Genomic DNA, 16,825 nt, shown 5'->3' on the forward strand with positions numbered 1-16,825 from the left:
TATATGTTTAAAAGTCATATTATATATACTATAACAAGTTTAATTGATCCAACTCAAGTTTACTTGATTTATCTCATAGGCGGATCTGGATGGAAATCATAGAGGGCGGACCCACGAAACCCGAAATTGCAGCCATAGTATTATCAAAACTCGATCTTTGTGTCAGTGACGTATTTGCTGATATTGGCTGCGGGACCGGCAGAATTTCAATAATGGCTGCTAAGTTAGCAAGGCAAGTATATGCCATCGACGATAGAGAAGAAGCCATTATTGCTGCCCGGCAGAATATCCTGGACGAAAAGATTGATAATATTGAATTGCTCAGGGGTGAAGCACCTCCTGTTCTTGATAAACTTCCTCCACTGGATTGTGCATTTGTGGGCGGTACCCGAAATATTGAAGGTATTCTTCATGTACTCAAAAAAAAAATCAATGGCAGGATAGTCGTCAATGCTGTCAGGATACAGACAGTTTCAACTATTATTGAAACCATGCAGGAATTGGGGATATTTAAGGAAGCTATCCATGTCCAGGTGTCAAAAAATTATCCTCTGGCAGGTGAGATCATTTTTAAACCATTAAATCCCGTCTATATACTCGTAGGAGACACTGATCACAAAAAGGAGGATTATTAATTGCTAATTGGAATCGGCCTGGGCCCAGGTGACCCTGATCTATTAACACTGAAAGCTGTAGAGGTATTGAAACAAAGCGATATAGTGTTCGTACCTGGTCGGCTCGCAGCCAAACTGGTTGAATCTTATGCAGCCCCGCACATGCTGGAATTTCCAATGACCAAGGATAAGAAAGTGCTTCAATCCCACTGGGAAGAAAATGCTGATACAGTAGCAAGGCATGCAAAAAATGGACTGGTCGCATTTGGGCTTATTGGTGACCCGAACTTTTTTAGCACCTTTACACATCTTCGCAAGCTTATCAGCCAGCGCCATCCAGATATTGTCATAGAAACCATACCGGGCATCAGTTCAATAACAGCATTTGCATCAAGAACCGACATACAGATAGGAACTTCATTTCAGGTTAGCGACGGATCACCTTTTAATGACAGGATAGTAATGAAGGCCAGGCGTCCAAAACAGCTCATAAAATGGCTTAAGTCTGAAGGATTTGATGAATTTATCCTGGCCCAGAAACTGTTTTCAGAGGATGAAGAGATCACAAGAGATATTGAACAATTCCCTGAAAAAGGTGATTATTTCAGTATTATCCATGCGAGGAAACATATTGACACAAAATAAAATATATTTTGTAGGAGCAGGGGCCGGTGATCCGGAACTGATCACAGTAAAAGGCCAGAGATTGCTGGATTCAGCAGATCTTGTGGTATATGCAGGCTCATTGGTAAATCCTGTACTGCTGAACAACCTCACAGGCAAAAAGGTGGACAGCTACGGGATGGGGCTGGAGGACATCATCCGATTAATGGTTGAATCAGTGAAGAAAGGTGAACAGGTGGTCAGGCTGCACAGCGGTGATCCATCATTATACGGCGCCATTGTAGAGCAGATCAATGAACTGGCAAAACACAATGTGGATGTAGAGATCGTTCCAGGCGTTTCATCATTGTTAGCCACCGCCGCAGCCCTTGGTACCCAGTTGACATTAAAAGGGGTCAGTGAAACACTGATCGTGACCAGGCCTGCTGGTGAAACACTGGAAGCAGACGATTTAGCAGGATTATCCAGGCATGGGGCCACCATGGCAGTATTCCTGGGTACCCACAGGATTGAGGAGATCATGCAGGCAGTGGAATATCCCCCAGACACACCCGCTGCTGTGGTATATCATGCATCATGGGATGACCAGCAAATAATAAAAGGAACTGTATCTGACATCGCTGCAAAGGTCAAAGCTGCAGGACTTACACGCTCTGCTATGATTCTGATCGGCGGGGTAGTGAACCCCGGGCAATACAGGAGGTCGCATTTATACACACGGCAATAATCTATCTGGAACATAATCATAATGCAGCTATCAAGGTTCAGGAATGCATAGGAGGACATCTTATTCCATTTGGAAAAACAACATTTAAAGAAGCATTTTCCAGGTATGAAGCCCTGGTTGCGGTCATGGCATGCGGCATTGTTGTAAGGGAACTGGCACCTCTCTTGCAGGATAAATGGACTGACCCACCGGTAGTTGTAGTAGATGCAGGTCTGAATTATGCAGTGGCTTTAAGCGGCGGTCATCATGGTGCCAATGACCTGGCAAAGCATCTTGTAAAGATTGGTTTACAACCGGTAATTACAACTGCAACAGAAGCTCTGGATCGCCAATCTGTGGAAGGTATAGCCCATGAACTTGATTGCGAGATAATTAACAAGGATTCTACAAAGGCAGTGAATTCCGGTTTCCTAAATTCGGACCTGCCTGTTATAGAAATACATGGACCCAAAGTGGTTGTGGTAGATCCCGATGTTTCTGTGCTAAAAAAAAAGGAAACTAATCACATGAAAGGTGTAATTGTAGGGATAGGTGCAAGAAATAATGTGCAGTCAGAGAATGTGTTGGATGCAATAAACCGGGCTCTATCAGAGTGCACCCTGACATTATCTGATGTGGAATTATTTGCATCGGCGCAGATAAAAGAAGATGAAGCAGGTCTGATCATTGCTGTGAAACAGCTTAGAAGCCATCTGGTATTTGTTCCCACAGAGATAATCAATTCTATTGATCCGCCTTCCAGTTCAAAGGCCTCAATGCTGGGCCTTACCGGAGTATGCGAACCTGCAGCACTAGCATTATCCAGAGAACACAAATTGATAATGAGGAAAAAAGTATATGACAACGTCACCATCGCCATCGCAAGGTAAGCTCTATGTGGTGGGAATAGGCCCGGGCTCACCTGAGCATTTGACACTGAAGGCTGCACAGGTACTAAAAGATGTAGATATCATTATTGGTAATGGTACATACATAGACCAGGTCAATCACCTGATTACTGAACAGCAGGTGATCAGGTCAGGCATGGGGCATGAAGTGGAAAGGGCTAACAAAGCAGTTGAACTGGCCAGAAACAACCAGGTAGCAATGGTCAGCGGCGGCGATTCCAATGTATATGGAATGGCAGGACTTATGCTGGAAATGGTACAGCAATCTGATCAAATGGTGGATATCGAGATCATACCGGGTGTAACTGCTATAAGTGCAGTGGCCAGTCTATTGGGTGCGCCAATAGTGACAGATTTTGCAGTTATCAGTTTAAGCGACCTGCTCACTTCGTGGGATATTATCGAAAAACGCCTGGAAGCAGCATCTGAAGCAGATATGGTCATAAGTCTCTATAATCCTAAAAGCAGAAATAGAAATACAAATTTCCAGCAAGCTATTAAGATCATCCAGCGTAACAGAGCCGATTCCGTACCTGTAGGAATAGTCAGGAATGCGTTGCGAGAGGAAGAACCTGCAGTGATCGTTACCACGCTGGGAGAGGCATTGGACCATGACGATGAAGTGGATATGAGAACCACTGTGATCATAGGGAACAGTGAATCAAGGATCTGGGATAATAAGATCATTACTCCAAGGGGGTATCATAAAAAATATGACTACTGATCTATTAACAGCAGCGGCCCATCCCACAAAAGAGATTGACCCTGAACTGGTCCGAAAATGCATAGAACCCGGGGCTACCACCCCTGAAGCCAAGACCATAGCTGAGGAGGGGCGTGCGATTGTACGCAAGATCGTAGGCGACAACTCTTTGGAAGACAGGATACGCCAGAGGTGCGTGATTGCCACAGGAGATCCGGGTTTCAAGGACTTGCTTGTGTTCACCAGCGATCCCATTAAAGCCGGACTGGAGGCAATATCAGCCGGAGCATCCATATTCACTGATATCAGGATGGTCAGGACCGGTATTATCAAGACCGGGCATGGATGTGAGATTCAGTGCGTCCTGGATATGGAAGGTGCCGGGGATATTGCCAGGGACCGAAGCATTACCAGGACTTCAGCAGGATTCCTGGCTGCCGGAAATATACTTCAGGACTCAGTAGTGGTTATCGGAAATGCTCCATCAGCAGCCATTACTTTGTGTCGTATGGTGGAATTTGGGATCAGACCTGCTCTTATTATTGCTGTTCCTGTGGGTTTTGTTAATGCTGCCGGATCAAAAGAGATGGTCAGGGAGCTTGATGTTCCTTCTATTACTTGCATCGGGACCCGTGGGGGCACACCTGTGGCAGTGGCCTGTATCAATGAACTGCTGGTAATTAATAGTGTATCCCAACTTTGACAGCTTGTCCCCGCGCCTATACCTTTATACACAAATCCTTCTCTGATGAATGTATCAGGATTAATTTCTAACATCCATTAATGTGAAGTTTTTCAGCCACAGGTATACGTGGTGGTTTATCCGGATTCTCGTCGGGATACCCTATGGGTATTATGGCAGCAACGTCGTATCCTTCTGGTATGTTCAGCAGATCCTTTATCTTGCTACCCCGGGATGTCAATGTGACCGCACCCAGCCCTTCGGCCGTGGCGGCAAGCAGGATATTCTCAATACATGCATAAGCTGAAGCTATGGCATCCATTCCCAGTTCGTTGTTGTAGTATACCACAAGTATCAAAGGTGCACTTTCAAGTGCAATTTTCTGGGGTGGTATCTTAGCCCTCATTTGTGCTATCTTATCTTGCAATACCTTGTCCTTAATCAGGATAAACTCCCACTGCTCTTTGTTGAATGCATTGGGAGCCTGGGTGCCTGCCTCCAGAAGTCTATGAATGGTCTCATCAGGTACCAATCCGGGTTTGAATTTCCTGATGCTTTTTCTTTTCTGGATGGCTTCATATACTTCCATTAAATACCCCCTATGGTCTGTATAACCCTTCACTCAATCTTATTGAACATATCCTTTGATGCTTTACAGATGGGGCATCTATCAGGTGGATTATTTTTTACGGTATTGCCACATACCTGACACACATAGTAGTCAACTTCCTTGTTGCTACCCAGATTCTCCAGCGCCTCCTTGAATAAGCCGGCATGGATTTGCTCCACCTGATTAGCTAGATCAAAACTCAGGATTGCAGCATCCTGTGCTTCCTCCGCCTTTGCCTCCTTAATAAACCCTGGGTACATCGCCTGAAACTCTGCATTTTCCCCTTCAATAGAAGCTTTCAGGTTCTCATCAGTACTTCGCATTCCATCCATCACCCGCAAATGGTTCAGTGCATGCACGGTTTCTGCTTCTGCCACTGCTCTATAAAGTCGGGCCACATGATGGTACCCTTCCTGGTCCGCTTTTTTGGCATAAGCGATATATTTCCTGTTAGCCTGTGATTCACCGGCAAAAGCCGCTTTTAGATTATCATCTGTAGTCATTTCTTAACCTCATAGATTAGATTTCACTGCACATACTTTCGATGGAATTATTATTTCAGGTGTAGTAAAGTCATTGGGGGCAGGTGGTACTTATTATTTACTCTGGGGGCGGGGTGATGTGAGGTTTGAAGATAATTGTTTTGGATTAATTATTGCATTCCTCACCGCCGGAATAGAATTCGCCGAATATGGAAGAACGATTACACGCGCTCCCTCTCGACCTACCTATATAGTAAGCAACAAGTACAATTAGTTCTTGCAAGAGCGTATCTACGAACCGGACGTGCGACTTTCACTGCATCCGGCTAAAGCATTCCATAATCTGTGCCGGGCAGTAGTTCACAACTTAGTGGATTTTGTTTCTTTTTTATATATACATAGTCAGGAGCACTTGTTTAGCTTAGCTCCTGACGTAGCCTCTGGAAATACGGGGCATATAATCCCCGCATAGTATTCTGCAAACGCCTGGTGAAAATATTCAAAAACAAAAAGAGAGATTACATCATAACTAAAAACATATAATGTATCCAGAAAAAGGAGTTATTTATGAAGCCCGAATGGCTGAAAACAAAGCTCGATACCGGCAACAAGTTTCCAAAAATCGCATCTGTACTTCGCGAGCTAGGCCTGACTACAATATGTCAGGAGGCACACTGTCCCAATAAATCCACATGCTGGGGAAGCGGGACAGCAACATTCATGATCCTGGGAGAGGTATGCACCCGCAACTGCATGTTCTGTACCGTAGAAAATGGAAAACCTGATAAGTTAGATCCCACTGAACCTTTCAGGCTTGCTGAGGCTGTAGAACGATTGTCCCTGAAATATGTGGTGATAACTTCAGTGGACAGGGATGATCTGGTTGACAGGGGAGCTGGACATTTTGCCAGTTGTGTGGAAGAGGTCAGGAAAATAAGGGCCCGGGTGGAAGTCCTGATCCCTGACTATCTGGGGAAAGACCTTGAAACAGTAGTAGCTTCAGGACCAGATGTCATCGGACATAATATAGAGGTGGTCAGTCGGCTTACACCTGAAGTGAGGGATTGGCGGGCAAGTTATGAGAAAAGCCTTCAAGTACTTCAAGAAGTAAAAAGGCTTGATGGAAGGATAAAGACAAAATCCTCATTAATGCTGGGTATCGGGGAGACCGATGAGGAAGTAATTAGAACCATGCATGACCTTCGAAACGCTGGTGTGGATATGTTGACACTGGGACAGTATTTGAGACCATCAAAAAACCAGATACAAGTGTCCAGTTATGTAACGCCTGCAGAATTCTCGGAATTTGGGAAAATGGCCGAAGAAATTGGTTTTATCTGCTCTTCAGGACCGTTTGTGCGAAGTAGTTTTGCTGCTGCTGAGATGTATGAGAAAAGTGTAGCATAACATTAGCGCTGGAAATTCCATTCTCTTGTAGAATATTTTGTTTCTGCCAGTTCTTTAGCATAAGCTAATTCTTTTTCAGTCCATTTCCCTTCATAGAAGTCTTTATCTTTTGTAAATGCCTCACAGAGTGCCTGATACGTTTCATCCCGTGTGGCATTACTCACCCTTCGCACACAGGTGACCCTGTCCTCAACGGCAGCGATCATCTTGTCTGATATCTTTTCCTCAGACACCCTGAGAACCGAGAACATCCTCTTTACATCCAGATCGTACAGGATCGTCCCGTGCTGGAGCAACACCTTGCCCCTGCGGGTCTGGGCATTGCCCGATATCTTTTTTCCCTGGGTGACAATATCATTGATGGGCTTGAATTCCGAACAGATCCCCAATCTTGAAAAGGCTTCCACGATCCAGCCGCAGATAAGGTTATATGATGCAATAATGTCCTTGCCGAAAAATGATTCCGGAGCGATCACCGAATAGGTGATCTCGCCGTCATGATCGTGATACACTGTACCCCCGCCGGTACGCCTGCGGACCTGGTCCACACCCAGCTGCCTGCACGCATCCAGATTCACCTCGGTTTCCATGCTCTGGAAATATCCGATAGAAACAGCTGAGGGCAGCCAGCGATAGAACCGGATGGTAGGGGGACCGCCTGCCCTGACAGCTTCACTGGCAGCCTCATCCAGTGCCATTGCCGTGGCAGCATCATGGGTTTCAAGGGGGATCACCCGCCATTTCATTGTGATGCCTCCATGATCACCCGGGCAAAGTCCTGTGCCGATGCACCGATAAGCTGGGCATTATGCCCCTGAAGAACGTGATCAATGGTCTGTGCCAGGTCATCATCACCTAATCTTTTTCCGATAAGTGACGATTCGATCGTTTCTATGAGCTCTTCAGGGTGCAGGAAGAAATCTCCTGTGAACTGTACGGATATGATACTGCCATTATGCAATTCCACCTTTGTATTGACCATTTTACCTCCACTGACTTTAAGCGATGCTGTACCCATGATATTCCCTCAACAATTTTTTACCCTGTACACTCTATCATTTTTCCTGACCCTTCCCGTCACGCCCAGGCCCACCTCGTCACCTTTCAAGGCTTTCCGGACCGATTTCTCCCCTATTTGCAATGACTCTACTTTTTGCTCTACATAGGTATTTGTCCCCTCAATAACGACGATATCCCCTACGACCAGTCCCTGTTCCAGCAGCCTGACGGCTGCAGCACCCTGCTTTGGGAAATAGTTTAGAACCACACCTACAGCATGTCTGATTACAGGGGATGCATTCATATCAGCTTCCACAGCCTGTCCATCAGGCCCTGGCACTCCGAAATAGAATCCAGTGGAAAATTCCCTGTTATAAACATCGTTCAATTCTTGTTTCCATTCCCTGGCTTTTAGGATGGTATACGAACCGTTTTCATATGCATCAAGTGCCTGCCGGTAACATCTGGAAACAGTGGATGTGTAACTTGTATTCCGCAGCCTGCCCTCGATTTTAAATGCATCTACTCCAGTTTCTATTAGTTCAGGAATATGTTCTATCATACACAGGTCTTTAGAACTGAGCAGAAATTTTCCTCCCAATTCGACAAGCGCCCCGTCTTCACCGTGCAGGGTCCACTGCCAACGGCAGGGTTGGATGCAATCGCCGCAGTTACCTGATTTTCCCAGCAGGTAAGCTGACAGGTAGCATCGCCCCGAGATCGCCTGGCACATGGCACCGTGCACGAATACTTCGAGTTCTATTGATGTATGCTGCCTGATATCCTTGATCTGCTTAAGGCTTAACTCCCTTGATAATACCACACGGCTAGCCCCCAGTTTTTGGTAAAATTCCGCTGCCTGCCAGTTAGAAACATTGGCCTGGGTGGATATATGGACCCTGAGACCCTGATCCAATGCTACTTGAATTACAGCGGGGTCCCATGCAATAACTGCATCAACTTGAGCATTTTCTGCTCCCTCCAGAACAGAACTCATAGCAGGTAGATCTTCAGGATAGACAACAGTATTGACTGCCAAATAAGATTTCAGGCCACTCTCTTTTACTTTATCGGTAAACTTTTCAAGGTTATCCAGTGTGAAGTCTTTAGCCCTGGCTCTGAGACTGAACCTGTCTACTGAAAAATAAACGGCATCAACGTGATCCTTACCTGCTGTAAAGGCAGCTAGGTTTCGAACACCTACCACAAGTTCAGGAATTCGGCCTTGCATGACAAGTTAATAGCATGAAAGGGATAAATAGCTTAACCAAAACAAAAAAAATGAATGGACAGGCCTACTTACCTATCCCCATTGTCTTATTGGTCTTTTCAATTGATCTGGCACCGTCTGATTCCAGCTCGCACATGGCCCTTATGGCATCCACATTTTCCGGCACAACATCAGATTCCTGGTGAATGGCCTGGAAAAAATATAGTTCACCATGATATTTGCTGATACTGTCCTTCCAGATCACATTCTCAAACATATCGCTGCGACTTCTGCCCAGGTCCCTTGCGAGTTCCATGACCTCAGCTGTACTCTTGATGTTCTCAGCACCTGATACGAACCTGATACGCGGCCTTGAATCATACAGGTCGATAATGTCCTGAGGTTCAAAATCACTGTTAAGTTCTATGTTCAAAGCATGGAAATGCATAAGTGTAGTTGATAGTTTCACTGCTACTGTGACAATTTCAATATGTGGTAGTATGGAATTTACATCAGGCCCGTGATGGCTGGGCAGAGTGATTGGGTCTGGAATAATCGCGTTAATGGGGCCGCTCTTTATGTTGCCAGGGTCTGCTGCTCTTCGCATTAAAGTGACCCTGGCTTTTTTTACACCATAGGTCTGATCTAATGGATATATCGACCTGGTAAGTCCTGTGGTATTGCAGCTGACAACCCTTGCAAAATCCTTGCCAATAGCATCTTCATAATTTGCTTCTGAGTTGAAACTAAAACCTGCCATTTCATGGTCTTCTCCCCCTTGCCAGATAGCTTTTACACCGTGTTTTTGGTATAGCTCCTTATAAGTAGCCCCCACTCCTCCTGGTGTGCAATCTACTACCAGGTCGGCCTTACCTATCATGTCCTCAAGAGACCCTGATACTTCAAGACCTGATTTTTCAAACGCTCCTATTTTATCAACAGAAGATGCATAAAGATCAAATCCCCTGTCGGCTGATAGTTTTGCTTCAAAAGAAGGGCGGGTCTTTACTACTCCGATAATCTCCATATCGTCCTGGACAGTTACGGCATCTGCCACTCGTTTGCCAATAGTACCATATCCATTTATTGCGATCTTTGCTTTAGCCATATATTTCTCCCTCTGTAATCTAATCTATCTTCCGGATCAATGCTTCCTGTTTTGTAAGATCTACGTGCATTATTTTCCCCTGGACTGTAAGGGTTTCTCCTAACATGCCTGTGATCGTTATTTCATTATTATTATTAACCACAAGGCGCACAACATCTTCCATTAATGTTATTGTATTGGTCCCTTCAACCATATTGACATTTAGTTCACACATAATAACCAAATAGATAAATGGCTTATTATGAAATAAAATATTCGTATTTTAAATGCAAAACAATTTATATACTCTGGATATTAATTACTTCAAACTATACCGGAGCAAAACGTAGATGGAAGAACTTCTGAAAACGTTCATAATTCCTGATAATACATCAATGGAAGAACATTCGATTGTGGTGGCCGGTGACGCTATTATAGGCAACCATTCTGAACTGGGATTCGGTATTATAGCTAATTCTGTTATTGCCGGAGAAAGGGTCAAGATCAACGGAAATGTAATAGGGACCGAAGAGATCAGGATCGATATGTGGTCCCAGATCGGCGGAAATATCAAAACTAAAAATGATGCTTATATCGGTGAATTTGTAAATATTGATGGAAAGTTGATTGTTGAAGGTGACCTGGACATCGGTAAGGATGTGAAAATAAAAGGGGGTTTCGAAGCCAGGGGTTGGATAGTTGTAAGAAATCCCATTCCTGTATTTATATATGTTTTTCTTTACCTGACCGAACTATTGAGAATGGGTAAGGACGAAGAAGTGGAAAAAGCAATGGAAGAACTCTTTGCTGAAGATGATGAACTGGAGACAGATACACTTTTTGTGGTGCCCAGCGGTTCCAAGATTGATCTGGAATCCATCAGGGTCCCGGATAAAGCTGTAATAGGTAGTGGTTGCAGGATGATGGGAAATATCAGGGCTTCATCTCTTGATATGATGGATAATAACACCCTGTTCGGCAGCATCAAAACCGAGAATGGGATCAAAGTGGGTGAAAATAATATTATACACGGTGATCTGGTTACCAGGGGTGATGTACGTGTGTACAAGGGCACGCACATCATGGGAGAGATCAATGGTGGTAAGATCTATATTCATGAGGAGGCAAGGGTAGATGGTGCCATGCGGGCTCCTGGTGGTGTGATAATATCCCGGGGTCTGATGGAAGAAGAAGAACGACCCGGTGGAATATTGGATGTGGTACCAACAACAAAATCCTCTTCACAAAAGATGGCTGAAAAGTCAGGTGAGACTACTGCAGCAGGAATCCCTTACAAAAGAATGATTACGGCAGTGAGGGTACCTGAACTTAACAAACTTGATGTAGACAAAAACAAACCAGCAATTAAAAAAACCACTGCTAAGCAAAAATCCACTGAAAAGAAATAATACAAAATACTAATTCTCTAATTCTTAATAAACAGTTACACCTTTTACGCCTGGTATCTTCATCAACTTTTCAACCAGTTCACCAGGTACTTTACTATCAGTAATAATTGTCATTACAGGATTTTCTGTCAAGTAAGGGTCATCGGTAACAGCCTGCCTGATGCTTAATCCTTCCTTCGCTACTGCATTTGCTACATTACCTAATATTCCTGTTTCAGATGCATCTCCCGGAGTTATGATAATGACCCCGAGATCCAGAGATGGAGCTACATCCCTTAAAAAGGGGATAGTATGAATGTCTTTAAAAATATTGTGGAGGGTCTTATCAGATAAGACCACCTCGCATGTGGAATCTACTACTCTGCGGTCTACTCCGATCTCCTTTGCGATCTGAGCATGGGGGATCTCAATATTACCCGATACTACACGCCCGTCATTATTGACCTGGAACCCACGTTCTAACAGGAGCCTGATAACTTTTTCCTGTGCAGGATGTTTTTTAAAGCTCTCTAATATCTTGCTCCACATAAAATTTACCTGCGTTAATATTTTAGATAATATTACATATTACAAATATTTAATTGAATAAATTTCATATCCATTCGTAATGGGCCACCACTTCAGGCTTGAAATCATACATTAGACTTCCTTCCACATATCCGAAAAACAGGCATCCTTTACACTCTTTAGTTGTTTTTTTTCGCAGTTCAAAGGATTTGTTCCAAACATTTTCCAGTCCTTCACTGATGTAACCTAATCGTTTTTTCTTTACACGGCAATTTTCAATCCATCCATCTGAAGTGATATTCAGGATGATGTTATTAGCATGGCAATTGAAATCCATGTTCATATCCCTTACCATTCCAAGGTATGTCAGCGAGTTGATAATGGGATACCCCTCTTTTTTCAACTGGATTATCCTTGTTATAGTATTTTGGTATTTTTCCATATCCCTGATCCCTATACTGTCCCAGACCTTCTGGTCGATATCTTCAGATTCATACAGGGGTTCAAATGAAATCCAAACCCCCAATTCCTTAGCCAAACGGATCAGTAGTTCAATATCATCCAGATTCTGGCCCGATATAACGCAGTTCATCAGAATTGGGTTCCTGCGCCCATCTTTCGCTGCATTGATCCCGTCCAGGACTATTTGGAAATCCATACCCCTGATGTCCTTGTATGTATCTATCCCATCTACTGATACTGAGAGGTAATCCACATCGTCCAGTTCATGCGCACGCTGTTTCAGTAACTTCCCGTTGGTGATCATGGAAGTGATCATCCCAATGCTGCGGGCATGAGCCATAATAAGGGGCAGGTCCTCTCTTAGAAGCGGTTCAACGGTCCATGCATTGTAATATTTGATGCCAAAAGTCCTGGCTTCATCTAGCATGGACAGGATATCTTCTGTACTCATTTCATCTTTTTCTTCCCGCCAGTAATCGCAGAAACTGCAGTGCATGTTGCACCTGGCATTGATGCCGTGGGACAGCACAAATGGTCTTTTTCTGATGCGTAACTGCCAGAGGGCTTGAGATGCAAGGATGGGTGAAAATGTTCTCATAGTCGTCTCACATGAATCACATATCATATTAATTTTACATGGGAATATATTATTGTTCTGATATATTAAATAGTAAAATTTATATTAGTACAATTGTGGTGGTTTTATTATGTTAGACCTTGAGGATTTTTAAATCTAGATTTTCGTCTTATTTTTTAGATTAAAATCCAGCCTGATAGCAGGTCCTGTCATTATACAATAAAGCAAAGAATTTACTAAGGGAGTTTTATCAGCATTTCCCACTTCGACGTGTTCATCAGGATATCCCAGATGTTCAAGCACAGCTATGGGAACATCCAGCCCGAAGCTCTCAAGTGTCGAGGCTACCATATCAACACCCATTTCAGGTGAAGGCAGTAAAAACACAGTTGAGCCGGATTCAATGGCTTGTCTGAACTTTACTACCGCTGACGTGGGATTCCTGCCATGCGCGGTGACTACTACAACATCTGCTATATCTACCCTTAGTCTGGCACATGCCACCTGCAGCGAGGAGAGACCAGGTATTATCTCGGCATCAGGACCTGCATATTTCCCCAAACCTGAAAGGTTGGGGTCTCCTGTTGACAGCACAACTGCATTTGAAGGCAGTTCATTGATCTTTGAATAATCACCAATGTTTTTTGCCTCGCACGTTATGTATTCCTGTGCCAGTTTGATAGCACGGGGAGAACCATAAATAATTTCTGCATGTTGAATTACTTTTGAGGCCTCAGAAGTCAACATGCCAGGACCAACACCTACTCCCACGATCTTCATGCCATCTCACCCGTATCCAAGATAATATTGCCAGTCCGGTCTACAATCACTATCCTTGCACCGTTTGATTTTTCACCAACTTCTGTCAGTGACGTATAAATTAATGGATTTTCCCTGTTATTATCTATCATTTCCTGTACTGTATTGAACCCTGTGCCTTCCAGTATATCAGGCACTGCCCATTTAAGTATCAGACCTGGTAAACCGCATATTATTGTTTCACCTATGGCAGCCTGAATGCCTTCATCCAGCCTGCTGCCCACCATTACAGAGGTATATTCAGGGAACAGCATCTGGGAATAGCGCATGCCGATTCGGCCAGTGGTCAGCACAACCCTGGAGGCTTCACTGATCAATTCCATCTTTGTCTCACCCAGGTGGTCATTCCAGGGTTCCACGAATCCGGTGGTACCTAATATAGATATGCCGTCTTTGATACCCACCTTTGGGTTCAGGGTCCGGGCTGCCACTGCTTCGCCATCAGGAGCGGATATGGTAACCGCAGCCCCTTCCAATCTGCACTCATCTAACGCTTCAAGGATAGCATCTATAATCTGACATCTGGGTACAGGATTGATGGCGGGCTCACCTTCCTTTACCTGCAGGCCCCCTCTCATCGTGATACCGATGCCCTTACCTGCCGATAACCGGATCGAATCTGACTCCCTTGCCTCTGCTGCTATCACAAGACCTCGGGTCACATCACTCTCATGGTCGCCAGAGATCTTCACAACCTCGCACCTTCCATCTTTTGTTCTCACGTTAAGTTCTGCTCTGACCCCACAGGGTGTGGGGACCGAGACACTCTCAACGTCCCTCTTAAGGGAGAGTACAGAGGCTTTGGCAGCGGCTGCTGCAGTGGTACCAGTAGTGTATCCCCGGTGCAGGATATTACCATTGGACAGAACTACAAGCAGTCCCTTATTTACACCATCGATCAATACTTCAAGGGGTAGTGTAACTCTTTCGAGCCATTGTTTGGGAATTTGGAAATCGTTTACAGGGTCTGTTAAGATCATATTATCTGGATTTTATTTGTGGGGTCTGAAATGAATATTAAGCGATAAAAAGGTGTGGATTCGGCCTCCTGCAAAATACGGTGCTGCTAAAGTATGGGTAGGTACGACGCTATTTATCACTCTTGCAATGGCTGCATTTTACGCTTTCTTTTAGGGTTTTTCATTTGCTTCCCTACGCCCGGATTGAAAACTAAAATCATCGAACCAATGGAAATATCAAAGCAATGTGCACCGTCCTGATACCTTCGGACATCTGGTCCGGGGTCATTGACGAAATCTCAATTTTCGTTATCCTTGGCTTGAATTTTATACTATTATTATAAGTCTATGCTTATAATTACATTTTTTTGTGTTAAATGCACCCTTGCAGAAGCAGTAGAGGATCCGGAACTTGTGGAACTTGCAAAGATGGAAGGAGCTAACGGTATTAATCTATGTGGGATGTGCTGTACCGCAAATGAGCTTTTGATGAGACGTGGTATTCCTGTTGCTGGAAATTTCCTTAACCAGGAGCTTGCAATCGTAACAGGGGCCGTTGAGGCGATGGTTGTAGATGTGCAGTGTATAATGCCATCACTTGGAGAGGTTGCAAAGTGCTATCACACGCTGTTCATCTCAACATCAACGAAGGCGAAATTCCCAAACGCTGAGCATATTGAATTTGATGAGGAAAATGGGTTTGATATCGCAAAGGGAATAGTAAAACGGGCAATTTTAAACTTTAAAAACCGCAATCCAGAAAAAGTGCTGATACCATCAAAGCCAGTCGATATGATGGCGGGATTTAGTGCTGAGGCGATCATTGCGGCACTTGGTGGAAGCTTAGCACCGTTGATCGATGCAATAAAAGAAGGGAAGATCAGGGGAATTGTTGCTCTTGTCGGGTGTAACAACCCCAAGGTGGTGCAGGATAAGAACCATGTTGAGATGACAAAGGCGCTGATTGAGAAAGATATTCTTGTTGTTGAAACAGGGTGTAGTGCAATTGCGTGTGCAAAAGCAGGGCTTCTACTCCCTGATGCGGCAGATTTGGCAGGAGAAAGTTTAAAATCTCTCTGTAAATCGCTTGGGATACCACCTGTTCTTCACATGGGTTCCTGTGTTGATATAAGCAGGACACTCGTCGTTGCAGCCTCTATTGCAAACGAGCTTGGTGTTGACATATCAGACCTTCCAGTTGCAGCGGCAGCGCCCGAATGGATGAGCGAGAAGGCTGTCAGCATAGGTGCTTATGCAGTTGCATCAGGATTCTGACAGCAGGTGCAGAGGATATTGTCGGTGGCAAGTTTGCGGTTGAGACTGATCCGATAAAGGCAGCAGACTGCTCCCGTGCACTCAGCATCATAATCAATTGCATGTCAAGGGGCTTGCTATACTAATTGCTGATATGAAGCGAATAAGTGTTCTGGAAGATTTTATTGAAGTTTTGGAGTCGACTAAACCATCTTGTGAATTGATTTCTACTCTTCAAGCCATTTTAGGAGCAGAAATGAATGTAGAAGCAGTTTGCTGATGCTTATTATGTAAAATCCAGGCCAATCTTGACACTATGGATTATTTCATAATAAAACACCGTTAACTTAATAACCTATAAAATTAATATTTACTTGAGCGGGTATAACATCTTTTATAAACTAACCCCCACTCCCCAACCCGCTCATAAATTATTTAGTACATCTATTGAAGAGTGGGAAACTCCCAAATCGAATAATTATTTCTAACTTATTCAACATAAAAGTTACTCATTGTCATATATATATTTATCGGTTCTTTAAAAATTTTATTGATAGAAGCGGGAATGGATGAATATCATCTTTTCGGAGCATGCTACTTTTGAAATAAACATGCGTAAAATTAAGAAAGAAGATATTGAGAATCTTGTAAAAAATGCACCACAAAAACTGGGAGGTAAGAAAAATCGAATCATCATCCAGGGAAAATATCCAGATAAAGATCAAAATAAAGAAATGTTACTTAGGTATTACCTGATAGCTATGAGAATTCGAACCGCAGATAAACGCAGGCGTGCCGAGCTAAGC

The 16,825-nt window shown here is 44.0% G+C and carries 20 protein-coding genes and 1 pseudogene; 10 read left to right on the forward strand and 11 right to left on the reverse strand.

Annotated features, from left to right (window positions below; all coding sequences use genetic code 11):
- Positions 1–89: 89 nt before the first annotated feature.
- The 6 genes from cbiT to IBX40_04680 are packed head-to-tail and all read left to right on the forward strand — an operon-like array spanning position 90 to position 4,258.
- Entirely contained in the window at positions 90–635 is a 546-nt protein-coding gene (gene cbiT / locus IBX40_04655) for a precorrin-6Y C5,15-methyltransferase (decarboxylating) subunit CbiT (GenBank protein ID MBE0523609.1), read from the forward strand.
- The gene (locus IBX40_04660; protein ID MBE0523610.1) at positions 636–1,259 is read left to right on the forward strand and encodes a cobalt-factor II C(20)-methyltransferase; all 624 of its coding nucleotides are present in this window, start codon (positions 636–638) and stop codon (positions 1,257–1,259) included.
- Positions 1,231–1,965, forward strand: a complete 735-nt coding sequence (cobM, locus tag IBX40_04665) for a precorrin-4 C(11)-methyltransferase (GenBank protein MBE0523611.1) — start codon at positions 1,231–1,233, stop codon at positions 1,963–1,965. Before IBX40_04660 ends, cobM begins: the two co-directional genes overlap by 29 nt.
- Positions 1,932–2,834, forward strand: a complete 903-nt coding sequence (gene cbiG, locus IBX40_04670) for a cobalt-precorrin 5A hydrolase (protein ID MBE0523612.1) — start codon at positions 1,932–1,934, stop codon at positions 2,832–2,834. The genes cobM and cbiG overlap by 34 nt, the downstream gene beginning before the upstream one ends.
- Positions 2,803–3,576 carry a precorrin-3B C(17)-methyltransferase gene (gene cobJ / locus IBX40_04675; protein MBE0523613.1) on the forward strand — a complete coding sequence of 258 codons (774 nt, stop codon included), beginning with the start codon at positions 2,803–2,805 and terminating at the stop codon, positions 3,574–3,576. Before cbiG ends, cobJ begins: the two co-directional genes overlap by 32 nt.
- Complete coding sequence (locus tag IBX40_04680; protein MBE0523614.1) at positions 3,566–4,258, forward strand: precorrin-8X methylmutase; 693 nt, start codon at positions 3,566–3,568, stop codon at positions 4,256–4,258. The genes cobJ and IBX40_04680 overlap by 11 nt, the downstream gene beginning before the upstream one ends.
- A 67-nt stretch (positions 4,259–4,325) precedes the next feature.
- Here the strand turns inward: IBX40_04680 and IBX40_04685 are convergent, their stop codons facing one another.
- Positions 4,326–4,826, reverse strand: a complete 501-nt coding sequence (locus IBX40_04685; protein ID MBE0523615.1) for a nitroreductase family protein — start codon at positions 4,824–4,826, stop codon at positions 4,326–4,328.
- A gap of 29 nt (positions 4,827–4,855) precedes the next feature.
- A complete protein-coding gene (locus IBX40_04690; GenBank protein MBE0523616.1) occupies positions 4,856–5,350 on the reverse strand; it encodes a rubrerythrin family protein in 495 nt (164 codons plus the stop codon).
- Between the two features lie 546 nt (positions 5,351–5,896).
- On the opposite strand from IBX40_04690, the gene lipA reads away from it, so the two are divergent.
- Positions 5,897–6,736 carry a lipoyl synthase gene (lipA, locus tag IBX40_04695; GenBank protein ID MBE0523617.1) on the forward strand — a complete coding sequence of 280 codons (840 nt, stop codon included), beginning with the start codon at positions 5,897–5,899 and terminating at the stop codon, positions 6,734–6,736.
- A 2-nt stretch (positions 6,737–6,738) separates the two neighbouring features.
- Here the strand turns inward: lipA and IBX40_04700 are convergent, their stop codons facing one another.
- The 5 genes from IBX40_04700 to IBX40_04720 form a co-directional block, all read right to left on the reverse strand.
- Positions 6,739–7,482, reverse strand: coding sequence for a lipoate--protein ligase family protein (locus IBX40_04700; protein MBE0523618.1), 744 nt, complete (start codon positions 7,480–7,482; stop codon positions 6,739–6,741).
- Complete coding sequence (locus tag IBX40_04705) at positions 7,479–7,718, reverse strand: hypothetical protein (GenBank protein MBE0523619.1); 240 nt, start codon at positions 7,716–7,718, stop codon at positions 7,479–7,481. Before IBX40_04705 ends, IBX40_04700 begins: the two co-directional genes overlap by 4 nt.
- Before the next feature lie 45 nt (positions 7,719–7,763).
- Positions 7,764–8,966 carry a U32 family peptidase gene (locus tag IBX40_04710; protein ID MBE0523620.1) on the reverse strand — a complete coding sequence of 401 codons (1,203 nt, stop codon included), beginning with the start codon at positions 8,964–8,966 and terminating at the stop codon, positions 7,764–7,766.
- 64 nt (positions 8,967–9,030) lie between these two features.
- A complete protein-coding gene (locus tag IBX40_04715; GenBank protein MBE0523621.1) occupies positions 9,031–10,053 on the reverse strand; it encodes a type II glyceraldehyde-3-phosphate dehydrogenase in 1,023 nt (340 codons plus the stop codon).
- A gap of 19 nt (positions 10,054–10,072) precedes the next feature.
- Positions 10,073–10,267, reverse strand: coding sequence for a CooT family nickel-binding protein (locus tag IBX40_04720; protein ID MBE0523622.1), 195 nt, complete (start codon positions 10,265–10,267; stop codon positions 10,073–10,075).
- A gap of 115 nt (positions 10,268–10,382) precedes the next feature.
- Between IBX40_04720 and IBX40_04725 the strand changes: the two genes are divergently transcribed.
- The gene (locus tag IBX40_04725; protein MBE0523623.1) at positions 10,383–11,441 is read left to right on the forward strand and encodes an acyltransferase; all 1,059 of its coding nucleotides are present in this window, start codon (positions 10,383–10,385) and stop codon (positions 11,439–11,441) included.
- A gap of 24 nt (positions 11,442–11,465) precedes the next feature.
- Here the strand turns inward: IBX40_04725 and IBX40_04730 are convergent, their stop codons facing one another.
- The 4 genes from IBX40_04730 to IBX40_04745 form a co-directional block, all read right to left on the reverse strand.
- Positions 11,466–11,969, reverse strand: coding sequence for an amino acid-binding protein (locus tag IBX40_04730; GenBank protein MBE0523624.1), 504 nt, complete (start codon positions 11,967–11,969; stop codon positions 11,466–11,468).
- 64 nt (positions 11,970–12,033) lie between these two features.
- Positions 12,034–13,008 carry a radical SAM protein gene (locus IBX40_04735; protein ID MBE0523625.1) on the reverse strand — a complete coding sequence of 325 codons (975 nt, stop codon included), beginning with the start codon at positions 13,006–13,008 and terminating at the stop codon, positions 12,034–12,036.
- Positions 13,009–13,143: 135 nt separating this feature from the next.
- Positions 13,144–13,767 (reverse strand): cobalt-precorrin-7 (C(5))-methyltransferase, encoded by a 624-nt coding sequence (locus tag IBX40_04740; protein ID MBE0523626.1) that lies wholly within the window; start codon positions 13,765–13,767, stop codon positions 13,144–13,146.
- Complete coding sequence (locus tag IBX40_04745; protein ID MBE0523627.1) at positions 13,764–14,786, reverse strand: cobalt-precorrin-5B (C(1))-methyltransferase; 1,023 nt, start codon at positions 14,784–14,786, stop codon at positions 13,764–13,766. Before IBX40_04745 ends, IBX40_04740 begins: the two co-directional genes overlap by 4 nt.
- 327 nt (positions 14,787–15,113) lie before the next feature.
- Between IBX40_04745 and IBX40_04750 the strand changes: the two are divergent.
- Together IBX40_04750 and IBX40_04755 are read left to right on the forward strand one after the other, a co-directional pair.
- A pseudogene (locus tag IBX40_04750) lies at positions 15,114–16,165 on the forward strand (hypothetical protein).
- 465 nt (positions 16,166–16,630) lie between these two features.
- Positions 16,631–16,825 (forward strand): hypothetical protein (locus tag IBX40_04755; protein MBE0523628.1); only part of this gene is annotated, 195 nt, incomplete at its 3' end.

It is taken from the genome of Methanosarcinales archaeon (assembly GCA_014859725.1).
Lineage (GTDB): Archaea > Halobacteriota > Methanosarcinia > Methanosarcinales > Methanocomedenaceae > Kmv04.